This is a genomic window from Kluyvera genomosp. 2 (genome assembly GCF_036759865.1).
In the GTDB taxonomy this organism is placed as follows: Bacteria; Pseudomonadota; Gammaproteobacteria; order Enterobacterales; family Enterobacteriaceae; genus Kluyvera; species Kluyvera ascorbata_B.
In genome coordinates, this window is record NZ_JAPKIA010000026.1 from 1 (window position 1) to 13,138 (window position 13,138).

The following is a 13,138-nucleotide window of genomic DNA, read 5'->3' on the forward strand; positions in this document are numbered from 1 at the left end:
TTAATCAGCGAGTCAGCTTGGGAAGAAATGACCTGCTTATTCGCACCTTCCCTAAGCGTACCCCAAAGAAACACCGCGCCCGCGTCTATATGCTGCGCACTGGCGTAGAGGGATGGACAGAAAATGATATTCTGCGCTACTGCCGTCTTTCATCCGGGCGTAATTATGCGTCTGAACTGGAGCGCCAGCTTGATATTCAACTAGAGCGTATCGACGAGAAAAACCCGGATGGTATCGGCGCACACCTGCGCTACCGCTTTTCCTGCCGTGGCGACGTTCTTAAGGTGATCCAACTTGTGAACCATAATGCTGCCATTAATGAACATCACGGGCTATCTCAGCAGGATATTGCCGACATTCTGAACCTCTACCCGGACGCATTTAACGCCGCATAACGGAGCCGAAAACATGACTATCGAAAAAAGCCGATTCAATTCGGAGGCCGCCCCACAATCCAGCGTTAACCAGGGCGAATATAGCACTAATGACTTTGCCGCTATTGTTCCCGTTATTTCCGGTCAAATTGGCGGGCGTGAGGCCAGTATTGTTAGTGCTAAGGCACTGCATACAGCGCTTGGAGTAGGTAACGACTTTTCAACCTGGATAAAACTACGCATTGATGAATATGGCTTTAGCCTGAGTGCTGATTACGTGGTTTTTGATTCCTCAGATTTCAGGAATCAAAGTTCAAATTTTGAACAGGGTAGCCCCGGATGGGTGACAAAGCGTGGCGGCGACCGTCGCAGTAAAGATTATGGCCTTTCTCTGGGAATGGCTAAAGAACTGGCAATGGTTGAGCGAAACGAACAAGGTCGCGCCGTTCGCCGTTACTTTATTCAGTGTGAAGAAGCCCTACAGCGCAGCGTGCCAGAGATTGCCGCTCAGTATCGCCGCCAGCTCAAAGCCCGCATCGGTGCCGCCAACCTGTTTAAACCGATGTGCGTAGCACTGGAAAGCGCCCGCGCAGAACAGGGTAAACAGACGCAGGCTCGCCACTACAGCAACGAGAGCAACATGATCGCCCGCATTGTTTTGGGTGGCATGACGGCGAAGCAGTGGGCGCAGGCGAATAGCATTACTGGCGAACCACGCGACAGCATGAACGCCTGGCAACTGGAACACCTCACCTACCTGGAGAGTACCAACATTACGCTGATTGATATGGGTATGGGATATGACCTGCGTAAAGCCGAGCTAATCCGCCTCTCTCAGCGCTGGTTAGCTAAACATCTGGGGGCTAATCATGCTTAATGCCGCCGTCCAGAATAAAGCCTTTCCCCTGGCTGGCCTGATGTGTACCTTGCGCGGGATCGCGCACACGCATGAGGGTAAAGCTGGCATAACAGTGCCAGCTAATGCCAGCTCCTCATTTTCTCGTCGTGGTGACGAGGAGAGTTTCGAGACCAGTACGCGCACGAAGATTTATTGGGGGTCACTACGCGAGGAAGATTTTCCCATCATCACTACACGAGGCGGGAAGATTTTTCTGACATCACCACTAGATGCAGGGAATTTATGCAACAGTATGCGCACGCGCGAAGGTGAGTTTCTGGAGTCCATAAAAAAGGGCTTGCCGACTATCGCCAACCCGGTTTATGGTTATAGCGCACCAGCAAAATCTGGTGTCGGGATTGGCGTCCCGGTAATTATCAGAGCGCACAACACGCGCCATGCGTGTTTTTTTGTGCCGCGCAGTTACACCTGTTCAATGGTGGACTGTATGGGGGCGGAGCAATCCGCGCCGGTTTCTCTGATTCCCGGTTACGCCAACCCTGTACAGTTCACCACCAGCGAAATTGGCGTTTCCGGTGGTGGTTCTCAAAACCATGAATCAGAGGCTGCCGCTATGCTGGCTACTACCCCTACCCAAAATCCGCAATTCATCTGGCTAATCGCAGCCGTTCGCCGCGACATGCCGACAATTACCGCCAAAATCCATCACATTGCTGCTGAAACTGAGCGCGAAGCCCGCCGCACTCTGGCGCGGGATCACGTCTGTTTCTTTGCAGGCCGTATCCGTCTGGAGGTAGCAGCATGAGCCGTGAACTCACCTTAGAGCAGGTCGCAGAACGCGCGCACCAGACAGAAATAATTGCCCGTCTGGTTGAAGACTTCCCCCACCACCTTGCCGATAGCGAAGTATCCGCAATCGCCACTCTGTTAAAGCGCCTTTCCGGTGATGTTGCCGCATGGCTGATTGAAGAATTGGCAGAACGGGAGGGCAAAGCATGAGCAATATACTGACCATTAAACCGGGAAATCCCGACCTGTTCCACGCAGAAGCCACACCGGACGGCGTAAACATCATGACCCGCAATGATGCCGGGATGTATGAGCATGTTTGCCTTGTTCCCTATTCAGACGCGGTAACTCATCTCGATAGCGGCAGGTATGACGAAATACCCGATGAAGGATTTGCCCTGCATTTTGCAGTGGCTGACGGCGGGGCGCGTGGCTGGTTCGACTTCACCGCGCAGCATAACCTGACTATGTGGCGCTGGCTGATTGCTGCCACGTTCATTTCTGAGATGAAGCGCGAAAACGGCACAACCTACGTCACGGAGGCTGACGGCACAACATCGCAGGTGGCGATTTACTCCAATGGTAATGCGGGCATGGTGATTTACCCGTTTGCTGAACGGCTGGCGATGGCGAACAACATCGAGGGCGCAATGATTGAGCGCTACGGCGTTGAGCAAGGAACAGAGAACGCCATTGTGTTCTACCGCGCCATGCAGGATGCGGAACGCGGAGAGCTGACCCCGTTCGGACGTGAAACGCTGGCAGAGCTACACGATCACTTCATTGCTGATCTGGATGAAAACGGCTGGCCTGAAATGCCAGCGGCGCACTGAGGGAGCGACACAATGCGTAATATCGACCTTATCCGCGAAGTGACCACCGCCGCCGCTGGTAACTGGCCTTATGTGCTGGCTGGCCTGTCTATCGACGTGCCTGATTCATCACGCCGTCATGCCCCCTGCCCTGCATGTGGCGGTACGGATCGCTTCCGGTTCGACGACAACGGGCGCGGCAGCTTTATCTGCAATCAGTGCGGCGCGGGCGACGGGCTGGATTTAATCAAGCGGGTGAACAATTGCGACACAACAGAGGCGGCGCACCTTGCCGCTGATGTGCTGGGTATTGATTACCGGGCAGCACAAACCGACCAGACGGCAGCGAGCCAGAGAAGGGAGCAACTGGAGGCTGACCGCCAGCAGCGTGAGCAGGAGCGCCAGCAACAGGCAGCAGAGGACGCAGAGCAGCGAAGGGCAACGTTTACCCGTCTGTATGCCGGAATGCGCCAGAACGTCACACAGGGCGAATCTGATTACCTGCAATCAAAAGGGCTGACCGGGTTCAATTACCCGGTTATGTCCGATGGTTCGTTACTCCTGCCGCTGGTGGATGAATCAGGCGCAGTGGTGGCGGCGCAGACCATCACCCCGCAGGGTGAAAAACGACTCCTGACAGGTTCAGCAAAGCGTGGGGCATATCACGCCGTTAACGCACCGGGACAGCCGCAGAAGGTGATCATTGCCGAAGGGCTGGCAACGACTTTATCTACTCACCTGATGCGGCCTGACGCACTGACAGTGTGCGCCATTGATGCGGGCAACCTGCTGCCAGTGGCGGAGTTTATGCGCCAGCAGTACCCACAGGCGCAGATCATCATTGCCGCTGATAACGACCGACTGGATGACAAGCCCAATACTGGCACTGAACGGGCGGAGAAAGCCGCTTCTGCCGTGGCGGGCTATGTTGCCGTGCCGCCGACAGACTACAAAGCTGACTGGAACGACTACCACCATCAACACGGGCTGGAAGTCGCTACGGCTGCGTTTAATGATTCGATGTACCAGCCGCAGGGGGAATGCGTGAAACCACAACTACAGGCCATTGAGGGCGGTAAAACTGACCAGCCAGAGAAAGACCCGCTAAAACCCCGCATTGAGAGCCGCAAAGATGGCGTTTACTGGATCACGCCTAAGGTGGACAAGGAAAGCGGCGAGATTATCAACAATGAAAGCTGGCTGGCCTCATCGATGGACGTTATCGGCACCGGGCGGGACGATAAGGATCAGTACCTGATATTGCGCTGGCTGGCCTTTGGCGCAGGCATACCGACAACAGCGGCTATCCCCCTGGCTGACATTGGCGAGCGCGAGGGATGGCGCACCCTGAAAGCGGGCGGGGTTAACGTCACCACCAAGAGCAGCTTGCGGGCGATTCTGGCTGACTGGCTACAGCGTAGCGGCTCGCGTGAATTGTGGCGCGTTGCTCACGCTAGTGGCTGGCAGTGCGGGGCATACATTATGCCGGATGGGGAAATTATCGGCGCACCTGCGCAACCCGTTTTATTCAGTGGACGCAGTTCTGCCGCCGCCGGGTACAGCGTAGCGGGAACCTCAGAGAGCTGGCGTAACAGTGTTGCGCGGCTGGCATACGGTAACTACGCGATGATGACGGGCATTGCCGCCGCACTGGCAGCACCGTTAATCGGGCTGGCTGGCGCTGACGGATTCGGCATTCACTTCTATGAACAGTCGAGCGCGGGTAAAACCACCACGGCGAACGTGGCGAGCAGCTTATACGGCAACCCGGACTTACTACGCCTGACGTGGTACGGCACGGCGCTGGGGCTGGCGAACGAAGCCGCCGCACACAATGACGGACTGATGCCGCTGGATGAAGTCGGACAGGGGGCAGACCCGGTAAGCGTGTCACAGTCTGCTTATGCGCTGTTTAACGGCGTGGGGAAATTGCAGGGAGCAAAAGAAGGTGGCAACCGCGATTTAAAACGCTGGCGAACCGTGGCGATCAGCACCGGGGAAATGGATTTAGAAACCTTCATCGCCACCGCCGGACGCAAGACCAAAGCCGGGCAACTGGTACGCCTGCTGAATATCCCACTGAGTAAAACGGTACGCTTCCATGACCACCAGAACGGCAAACAGCACGCCGACGCACTGAAAGATGCTTACCAGCACCATCACGGCGCTGCCGGGCGGGAGTGGATCAAGTGGCTGGCAGGCCACCAGCAGCAGGCGATTGATACCGTGCGTGAATGTGAAGCCCGCTGGCGCAGCCTTATTCCTGCTGACTATGGCGAGCAGGTACACCGTGTGGCCGCACGCTTTGCCATTCTGGAGGCGGCGTTATTGCTGGGTGAAGTAGTCACCGGGTGGGATGCTCAGACGTGCCGTGATGCGATACAGCACAGCTATAATGCGTGGTTGCGTGAGTTCGGCACGGGGAACAAAGAGCACCAGCAGATTATTGAGCAGACGGAGGCGTTTTTGAATGCGCATGGCCTGAGTCGCTACGCACCGTTGGGTTATGACCCCCGTGATTTACCCATCCGCGATTTAGCCGGGTACAGGAAGAAGGGAAATCACGACAGCGACCCGATAATTTTCTACACCTTCCCGGCGACCTTCGAGCAGGAGATAGCGCGGGGATTCAATGCCAAACAGTTTGCCGAGGTACTTAAACGCGTCGGGATGCTCACCCCGCCGACCAGCGGCAGAGGTTATCAGGGGCGTGTGCGAGAGGATGGCAGGCAAATCCGCGTTTATGTGCTCAACTTCATGGCAGAGGAAACCACCCAGCCAGAGGAGTGATCTTTTTTCACATACGTAGTTTTAGTGTTGTCTCAGTTGTCTTTGTTGTCTCAGTTTGTAAATTTGATTGATTTATAAGGTTTTTATTTCATTTCCTGAGACAACAGCGAGACAACATTTAGCTGTTTTGAGACAACATAGTGAAAGTGTGATTTTTTGCCTGGCTGGCAGTGAGACAACATTTACCCTGCGTGAGACAACACAAAATCATCAATGTTGTCTCGGCAAAATCCAGACGTGACGCGGCCTGTAGCGCCGTGAGACAACAAAGACAACTGAGACAACACTATTTCTGCTTACTATGAAAAAAATCGGCAGGTGTCCCACGTTAAGAAATCGTCATTAGCAAAACTAATAATCCGGTGAGGTAACAATGACAGCACAAATTTCAGCATACGGGCGGCTGGTGGCAGATCCCCAGACCCGCACCACTACGAACGGTAGCAACATGGCTATGGCACGGCTGGCTGTATCGCTTCCCTGCAATGCGGCAGAGGCCGGAGAGTCAACCTTCTGGCTGGGTGTTATTGCCTTTGGTAAGCAGGCCGATGCGCTGGCGAAGCACCAGAAAGGCGACCTTGTTAGCGTGGCTGGCAATATGCAGGTGAACCAGTGGACAGGGCAGGACGGTGGCATACAGACCGGGTATCAGGTGATTGCAGACAGTGTGATCAGCGCCAGAACGGTACGTCCCGGCGGGAAGGCGGGACAGCAGGGACAGGCGACGGACGCGCTCAGACGTGCGCAGCAGCCATCCCGTGATGAATACGACCAGCGCCCACCATTCGACGATGAAGCGCCATTCTGAGGGAGATAAACATGGTAAACGACAGCAAAGCCGAGGCTTTGGAGGCGAAGGGGCTGTATCGTAGGGCTGCGACGCGCTGGCAGGAAGTCATGATGCTTTGTGCTGAGGACGATGATCGGGAATGGGTAAAGCAGCGCCGTGATACGTGTCTGACGAACGTGAAGCGCCCGCCAGTGAAAACCGATGATTACGGCGATCTGCATAAAGCAGTCACTGAGACACAACACCGCATGGGGATAGCGCAACCAAACGGCAATGCCTTCCGATTAAACGGTGGTAAGAAGCAACGACAGGCCACCAGCGGGGGCGACAGTTCGCAGTAAAGTTAGCACCAGAACGGCTGTAAATTTTGGACTGTCCTGGACGGATTTAAAACCCTCGTAGCGCTAAACCCGCGTCAGCAGAGGGCTGGAAGCCAGAGCGTGATTTAGGTCGTCCAAAATATTATGGTTCGCGCCACTGGTTCGCAGTACGCAGTCAGGTACGCAGCAAAACTGCGCATTCAGCGTGCGTACCATCTGACGAATTCTAACGGTGGCATTGCTAATGCGCAGTAAATTGCGCAGAACGAAATGCGAATTCGCAAAATAGCGGAGAGGACTGATATTACTGGCGCAGATTAGTCCATTCGCAGTTGGTAGCACCACGGATATGCTAAGTTTTGCTAAGGTTTTGGGCGCAGTAAATTGCGAATTGCGCAGTTCACAAAAAAACTGCGCAAAACGAAACGGATATCAATGCGCAAACCATCCTCAACCCCGCGCGATTACTGGCTTTATTGATGTGAAGCCGCAAAGTTTGTGCGCAATTTACGGTAAAATACGCATATTATTTCGTATTCAATTTGCGCACCGTTCGCAGTTAATGCGCAGTAATTCGCAGGAGGCCAGCCAGTGAGAGACAGAACGCGCAGCTATACCACCGACCTGCCCCGTATAGGGTTGCCATTCCTTGCGAACATGCGTAGCAGGCTGGCGGATGCTGAGCCGGGTCCGCAGCTTTATACCCAGACCGAAAGCGGAATGTTGTATACCTTCCGGCAAGCCGACAGCTACGCCATGACAATCAACGGCGTGACGCGGGCTATTCGCACCACAACCACGAAGGCCGGGTATGGCGTGCGGGAATGGTACGTTTGCCCTCACTGTAGGAAGCGGGCTGCAAAGCTGTATATCGGCAAGAAAGACATTGGCTGCCGGGCGTGCTGGAAACTTCACTATAAGAGCCAGAGCGCCGACAGACTGGACAGGATGCGCATGAAGATACGCCAGCAGCGATACGCGATTTGGGGCAACAATGACCTTACCAATAACCTGTTTAATGACATTCGCATGTTCCCGAAACCAAAGGGGATGCGCAGGGCTACGTTTGACAGGAAGCGGGCAGAATTATCAGTTATGGAGATGGCTTACTGGCAGGCATTCAGCCCGGTAGTGGACAGAATCACGGGCGTTATTGAGCGTAAAGCGGGAAAAGCAGCCAGAGGCATTGGCCTGACTCTGTAAAAGCAAAACGCCCACAAGGGGCGTCAGGGAACGGTATAGACCTCTGCGACAATTTGCATTCGCTGCCAATGTAGCAAACCATCCACATCAAGCAATAAACTATCACCGGGGAGGGGGAGGCCAAATCTCTGCAACCCTGAGCCTTACGGACTGCCCGCCTCATCGAATGTTTATACCCGCGAAAAATGAAATTTAATCCGGGGCTGTTTCATCCTTCCAAAGGGTATGGCGTATGACACCACACGAAATAGCAGCGCTGACCGCCGCCAAGCTGGAGCATGAAGGCCACCAGCTTACCCCGGCAGAGGTTCGGGAAATGGAGCGTATTATTGAAGCTGATACAGTCCGGCGTAAACGGTTCGGGGAGATGATGCGAGCGCCTGCCTACCAGTGGAAGAAGCCAGCGCCGCGCAGGTAGATACGGGATTATTCCCCATGTAACTTATGCGTATTAAGCAAATTACCTTTATTCACCTTTACAGAATTGTGAGTGCGTCAGTATCGTTATCCTTCCGATTCGCATTTATTCAGGATTTGCATGTACCAGCTAAAGATAACCATCCGAGACAGCAAACCACCAATATGGCGGCGTGTGCTGGTTCCAGAGCAAATCCCCTTTAGTGAACTTCACGCGGTGATCCAGTTGGCTTTTGGCTGGAATGACGAACATCTGTATATGTTCGAGAAAGGCCGTAAAGGTGATCTAGGTAGCGAGTATCGCGTATGGGGTGAGGGTGAAAGCATGGGTAATGCGGCAATCACGCCACTATGGGCGGCGATCCAGAATGAGGGTGACAAGCTGGTTTACACGTATGACTTTGGCGACTGGTGGGATTGTCTTATTGTGCTGGAGAAGCAAACCCATGATACCAGTATCCAGCCTGTTAGCTGTTTGCGTGGGAGGGGGACTACCCCGGCGGAAAATTCGGGGGGATTGCATGGTTACAATGAATTGCTCTTACAGGCCAGAGAATATGATAATCCTGAACAGGCCGAGATCCGCAATTTCCTGATGCTGGATATTGAACGCCGGGTTTACGACCTGAACAACATTAACAACAGATTGCAGGCTCTTAACTGACCCGCATGTATTCACCTGATATTGCGTTATCAGCGCCGCCACTATCTCGCACAACGGCACACTGTCCCGGTAAACCGTAGCGCACGACTGTTGCGCTGGTTTCACCGCCACGCTTTACCTGCCGCGATTCATACACTGTCACACGTTCCAGTAGCCCCCCGGCAACCATGCTTTCAAGAGTTCGCCGGGTGGATTCGAGCTGGTGGCGTTTATCGAACGACACCATGCCATGAAGCAGGTAGGCCACACCCGACACATCGAACGGCGGCGCACCAATCTCACCTGTTACCCAATCGCGGTTATCCGGTTCAAAGTAGCTGAGTATCTCTTTTTTGCGGCTGGTCATTCCCATGGCTGGCTTATTCCTTATTGTGGGATAGCACTATCATACAATAAGAAGCGGTGAGGAATGGCTACTTAACTTTCCCCTCCATTTTGTAACGCAATCAGTACCCCCTCATGTAGTCCGCAACCCTTTTAATTAAAATATTTTATCTTGACGATTTATTTTATTGATCATAAGTTAACCCCATACAGAAGAAGTATGTACGTTTAACCAGTATCAGGAGGTCAGGAAATGGCAGTCACTAACAAAAAGCCGATTCTTGTTGATCAGCCGATTCTCGAAGGGTTACAGCGCCTCCGGGATGATGAATGCCGACGTTCTACCGTAGGCGCAGCCCCAAGCATTCAGGAGCTGGCGCGTCACCTTTTGCGCCAGGGTATCCACCGGCATGAGGCGGGCAAGAAGTAACTCTGCTGCCCGGAAAGGAGAAAGCAATGCCGCTAATGAAACTACCTGCATGGGCGCAAACAGCGTTCGGTATGAAAGGTAAGAAAAAACAGCCCCAACTCTCTGAGGAAAACCCATCCATGTTTGATTTCTCGCATCTGTCAGGCAAAACCAAAACGAAAGGCGAGTCCGATAACGGTAATGAGCCACTGAAACAGGATAGTGACGATATTCAGGTATATCGCCCAAACCAGCACAGTCGTGGTCACAATGTCGCGGTGTCTACTGAGGCTAAGAACAACCCGGTTCTGGCTGTTCGTTTGCTGAAAGAAACAAAGCTTTCATCGAAGAAAATAAAGCAGCAACTGGCATCGTCGCCGATGGCGCTTTCTGTGTTTACCCAGAAATTTATGGAAGAGAACGATCCGACCTGGGAGTTTCAGGACGACGAAGAGAAAGCCCGAACGGCGCTGATGTTTTCAACGCAGAACCGTGACGCAAATGGTTACAGCGCTGCCCAGAGTAGCGCTATCAAGGCATTGAAAAAAATGGAAGAGCCTCTGACAGAGGATGAGGTCAAGGCATTAGCCAACATGACATTGAAGATGCAAAACGAGTACGACCCGATGTCGCCTGACAATGTCAATGCTCGCCGCATAGCGGATGAGGAGTACCGGGAGGAAGTGGCACAGGCCACAGCACGCCGCAATGATCGTATCCGGGCATCTGGTGTGAGCCTGCCGGGAGATACCCGTCGCGTTAATGGCAAGATTGAAGGGCCGGCACGTGAAGCTGAGCACCTTAAATCACAGGTTTCTCTCTGAGAGGTGCGGTGGTGAGCATTATGAACTTTCAGCATCTCAATCCGCCGCAGCCCGATGCGCAGGCATATGGCTTTTCCGGGCGCCGTATGCAGCGCATGCATCGACTTCAGCAGTCTGTTGAAGACGAGCAACCCCCTGAACGTCGCCATTCTGATGCACATCTGATCGCGGTGAGAAAAGAGGCCAAACAAAACCCGATACAGGCACTTCATCTTATCGCTGAAGGGATACCACACCAGCGTGCCATCGCCTTACTGCAGGGCAGCGTTCGGCAGCTCAGTCGTTTTACCCGTCGGGCCATGGAGAAAGCCTATCCTGGCTGGGAGCTCCTTGATGCCGAAGACCAGAACATGGCGGCATTCCAGCACAGCATGATTAACGGCGACACCAACGGCTATCGGGCTGGTTTTAACGCTGCTCTGTCGGCGCTGGAGAAGTTTGTAGAGCCAGTTACGTTTGACGATATCGTGAATAGCGTTAATTCGCTGGTGGAGGAAGTATGAGTAATTCATTCGATTTTGAGCTGGTTGCTGATGACAGGGCCAGTGCTGCCATTGACGACATTAATGAGGCTATTCGCAATCTTGGACCGCATCTGGAGAAGAATAAAGATGGTTCGGTGAACACCTTAAAAACACTGGAGTCGATTGCGAAAATTTTCACAACCCTACGGCCTGATCAACAAAAATCCGCTGCCGATGGGTTGGGTATGACGCCTGAATTGCTGACACTGATGCGTGAAGGTGCGCTCCCTCAAGGATGCTTTCACAGAACAACCGTTAAGACTGGAGATCGTTATGACTAACGATAAAGGCGAGCGAAAAACTTACAACGTTGAGAACAACGGGAAAATAATTACGCCCATGAACTATTGATGCGGCCTTCCGCCGTCGCCTTACAAAAATGGGTCCTTCCTGAGACTTTTGTAAGGCACGGGCATTGCGCGCCGCGGTGTTTTTGTAGCTATGGGTTTTCAATTTGATTGACACTTTACACTTGACACTTTTTTGTTGTCAGGTTGTTAAGTCCCAGAAACGGCGCGTGATGCAGGGGAATTGGTGAGGATTTTTGATTGACAGTTTGATTGACACCTTCAGCCCGAAAAGTGTCAAGCGGTAGATCCCTTGACGTTTGATTGACAGTTTTCCGCCGGCGGGTTGACACACTGGCCAGCTGGCGACAATGAGGCAAGAGAAAAATTATGTCACTAATGAGCATCAGCCAGTACGCAAAACATGCCGGAATGAGCCGGCAGGCACTGTATAAATGGGAGAGCCATGAAGGATTCCCGCCGCGGGTTGACGGGAAGATTGACCAGGAGGTCTGTGATGCCTACCTGGCCCGATACCGCAGCGCCAGTGACCCGCGCACGAAGAATGCCAGGGGGAAAACCAAATCTGCTCCAGCCGGTCAGGCGCAGGGGAGTGCGCTGGTGGAAATGAGTGTTGCGGAGATTAAGCGCATCATGGTGTCAGGTGCCGGTAAGGTGGCCGGGATGGATCCGGACGAACGAGCCCAACTGGCTGCAAAGGCCGTAGAGCTGTTTGTAAGCGAAGGGCCTTATAACCCTCCTGTAACGTTCGGCGGCTACCGGCTGTCGATTGTTGAAACGCCAGATGTTGAAATCGGGCAGATCATCGCGGGCGGCGCGTTCGGCCTGTCTGCATATGATGTGATTTACGAGTGCCGGGATTACACCCTGACCCTCATGAGCGATGAAACCGAAGAAACAGCCATGCGGAGAGTGATCCCTTCGTTGCTGTATGCCCTGGCCGACGATACCGACTAAACCAAAGTGTGCCAGCAGGCTCCTGTTATTCCAGCCCTCCGGGGCTGGCTTTTTATATTGATGCTCAGGGCGTGCCGTTGAGCCATAGGGCAGGAAGATATACCGTGTTAAAACAGAAGAAAATCGAGGCGGTAATTGAAGAGCTGGCCCGCCTGCAGGGGCATGAGCTGAATGCCGCCGATATGCTGGAGTTACGTTGCAGGGTTGCGGGAACGCTCGCAGCTAAAGAACGGCACCGCCGGAGGATGACGGCACCAGCCTACCAGTGGAAGAAGCCAGCGCCGCGAAGATAGCCGCCCTGTGAATCATCGCGTTAGCCAACCCGCTCATATTCACCAGATATCGAGTTATCAGCGCCGCCACTATCTCGCACAACGGCACACTGTCCCGGTAAACCGTAGCGCACGACTGTTGCGCTGGTTTCACCGCCGCGCCGTACCTGACGGGATTCATACACTGTCATTCGCTCAAGCAGTCCACCGGCAACCATGCTTTCGAGCGTACGCCGGGTTGATTCGAGCTGGTGGCGTTTACCGAATGATCCCATGCCATGAAGCAGGTAGGCCACACCCGACACATCGAACGGCGGCGCACCAATCTCACCTGTTACCCAATCGCGGTTATCCGGTTCAAAGTAGCTGAGTATCTCTTTTTTGCGGTTGGTCATTCTCATGGCTGGCAGGTTCCTTATTGTGGGATAGCACTATCATACAATAAGCGGGTTGAAGGGAGAGCGTTACCGCCTGATATGCTGTATGAATAACAACCAAATTT

The 13,138-nt window shown here is 53.6% G+C and carries 19 protein-coding genes; 17 read left to right on the top strand and 2 right to left on the bottom strand.

All coding sequences use genetic code 11. The features are described 5' to 3' along the window. Positions 1-17 precede the first annotated feature (17 nt). From V6942_RS21980 to V6942_RS22030, 11 genes are all read left to right on the top strand, one after another. A complete protein-coding gene (locus tag V6942_RS21980) occupies positions 18-395 on the top strand; it encodes a hypothetical protein (RefSeq protein WP_333501811.1) in 378 nt (125 codons plus the stop codon). A 13-nt stretch (positions 396-408) separates the two neighbouring features. Continuing rightward, positions 409-1,251, top strand: a complete 843-nt coding sequence (locus tag V6942_RS21985; RefSeq protein WP_063158239.1) for an antA/AntB antirepressor family protein — start codon at positions 409-411, stop codon at positions 1,249-1,251. Further along, the gene (locus tag V6942_RS21990; RefSeq protein ID WP_333501804.1) at positions 1,244-2,038 is read left to right on the top strand and encodes a host cell division inhibitor Icd-like protein; all 795 of its coding nucleotides are present in this window, start codon (positions 1,244-1,246) and stop codon (positions 2,036-2,038) included. The genes V6942_RS21985 and V6942_RS21990 overlap by 8 nt, the downstream gene beginning before the upstream one ends. After that, complete coding sequence (locus tag V6942_RS21995) at positions 2,035-2,232, top strand: hypothetical protein (protein ID WP_023308804.1); 198 nt, start codon at positions 2,035-2,037, stop codon at positions 2,230-2,232. The genes V6942_RS21990 and V6942_RS21995 overlap by 4 nt, the downstream gene beginning before the upstream one ends. Continuing rightward, positions 2,229-2,855, top strand: coding sequence for a hypothetical protein (locus V6942_RS22000; protein ID WP_333501805.1), 627 nt, complete (start codon positions 2,229-2,231; stop codon positions 2,853-2,855). Before V6942_RS21995 ends, V6942_RS22000 begins: the two co-directional genes overlap by 4 nt. 12 nt (positions 2,856-2,867) lie before the next feature. Beyond that, positions 2,868-5,624 carry a DUF927 domain-containing protein gene (locus V6942_RS22005; protein ID WP_333501806.1) on the top strand — a complete coding sequence of 919 codons (2,757 nt, stop codon included), beginning with the start codon at positions 2,868-2,870 and terminating at the stop codon, positions 5,622-5,624. 373 nt (positions 5,625-5,997) lie between these two features. Next, positions 5,998-6,432, top strand: coding sequence for a single-stranded DNA-binding protein (locus tag V6942_RS22010; protein WP_103786842.1), 435 nt, complete (start codon positions 5,998-6,000; stop codon positions 6,430-6,432). Positions 6,433-6,443: 11 nt separating this feature from the next. After that, on the top strand, positions 6,444-6,755 hold the full coding sequence (locus tag V6942_RS22015) for a PerC family transcriptional regulator (RefSeq protein WP_128350665.1): 312 nt from the start codon (positions 6,444-6,446) through the stop codon (positions 6,753-6,755). Between the two features lie 570 nt (positions 6,756-7,325). Next, positions 7,326-7,937: a hypothetical protein gene (locus tag V6942_RS22020; RefSeq protein ID WP_128350664.1), complete on the top strand. Its 612-nt coding sequence runs from the start codon at positions 7,326-7,328 to the stop codon at positions 7,935-7,937. A 232-nt stretch (positions 7,938-8,169) separates the two neighbouring features. Then, positions 8,170-8,355 (top strand): hypothetical protein, encoded by a 186-nt coding sequence (locus V6942_RS22025; protein ID WP_128350663.1) that lies wholly within the window; start codon positions 8,170-8,172, stop codon positions 8,353-8,355. Positions 8,356-8,475: 120 nt separating this feature from the next. Continuing rightward, a complete protein-coding gene (locus V6942_RS22030; RefSeq protein ID WP_126293130.1) occupies positions 8,476-9,018 on the top strand; it encodes a plasmid pRiA4b ORF-3 family protein in 543 nt (180 codons plus the stop codon). Here the strand turns inward: V6942_RS22030 and V6942_RS22035 are convergent. Then, positions 9,011-9,370 (bottom strand): hypothetical protein, encoded by a 360-nt coding sequence (locus tag V6942_RS22035; protein ID WP_333501807.1) that lies wholly within the window; start codon positions 9,368-9,370, stop codon positions 9,011-9,013. The two genes, V6942_RS22030 and V6942_RS22035, sit on opposite strands and share 8 nt — an antisense overlap. Before the next feature lie 225 nt (positions 9,371-9,595). Between V6942_RS22035 and V6942_RS22040 the strand changes: the two genes are divergently transcribed. From V6942_RS22040 to V6942_RS22065, 6 genes are all read left to right on the top strand, one after another. Then, the gene (locus tag V6942_RS22040; protein WP_164881501.1) at positions 9,596-9,772 is read left to right on the top strand and encodes a hypothetical protein; all 177 of its coding nucleotides are present in this window, start codon (positions 9,596-9,598) and stop codon (positions 9,770-9,772) included. Positions 9,773-9,798: 26 nt separating this feature from the next. Continuing rightward, complete coding sequence (locus V6942_RS22045) at positions 9,799-10,575, top strand: hypothetical protein (RefSeq protein ID WP_225383613.1); 777 nt, start codon at positions 9,799-9,801, stop codon at positions 10,573-10,575. 20 nt (positions 10,576-10,595) lie between these two features. Continuing rightward, positions 10,596-11,078, top strand: coding sequence for a hypothetical protein (locus V6942_RS22050; protein ID WP_097476766.1), 483 nt, complete (start codon positions 10,596-10,598; stop codon positions 11,076-11,078). Next, positions 11,075-11,380, top strand: a complete 306-nt coding sequence (locus tag V6942_RS22055) for a hypothetical protein (RefSeq protein WP_181599865.1) — start codon at positions 11,075-11,077, stop codon at positions 11,378-11,380. The genes V6942_RS22050 and V6942_RS22055 overlap by 4 nt, the downstream gene beginning before the upstream one ends. A 396-nt stretch (positions 11,381-11,776) precedes the next feature. After that, complete coding sequence (locus tag V6942_RS22060) at positions 11,777-12,364, top strand: hypothetical protein (protein WP_333501808.1); 588 nt, start codon at positions 11,777-11,779, stop codon at positions 12,362-12,364. 104 nt (positions 12,365-12,468) lie between these two features. Continuing rightward, complete coding sequence (locus tag V6942_RS22065) at positions 12,469-12,657, top strand: hypothetical protein (RefSeq protein WP_112924557.1); 189 nt, start codon at positions 12,469-12,471, stop codon at positions 12,655-12,657. A gap of 20 nt (positions 12,658-12,677) precedes the next feature. On the opposite strand, the gene V6942_RS22070 is transcribed toward V6942_RS22065, so the two are convergent. Continuing rightward, positions 12,678-13,037, bottom strand: coding sequence for a hypothetical protein (locus tag V6942_RS22070; RefSeq protein ID WP_333501809.1), 360 nt, complete (start codon positions 13,035-13,037; stop codon positions 12,678-12,680). Positions 13,038-13,138: the final 101 nt, after the last annotated feature.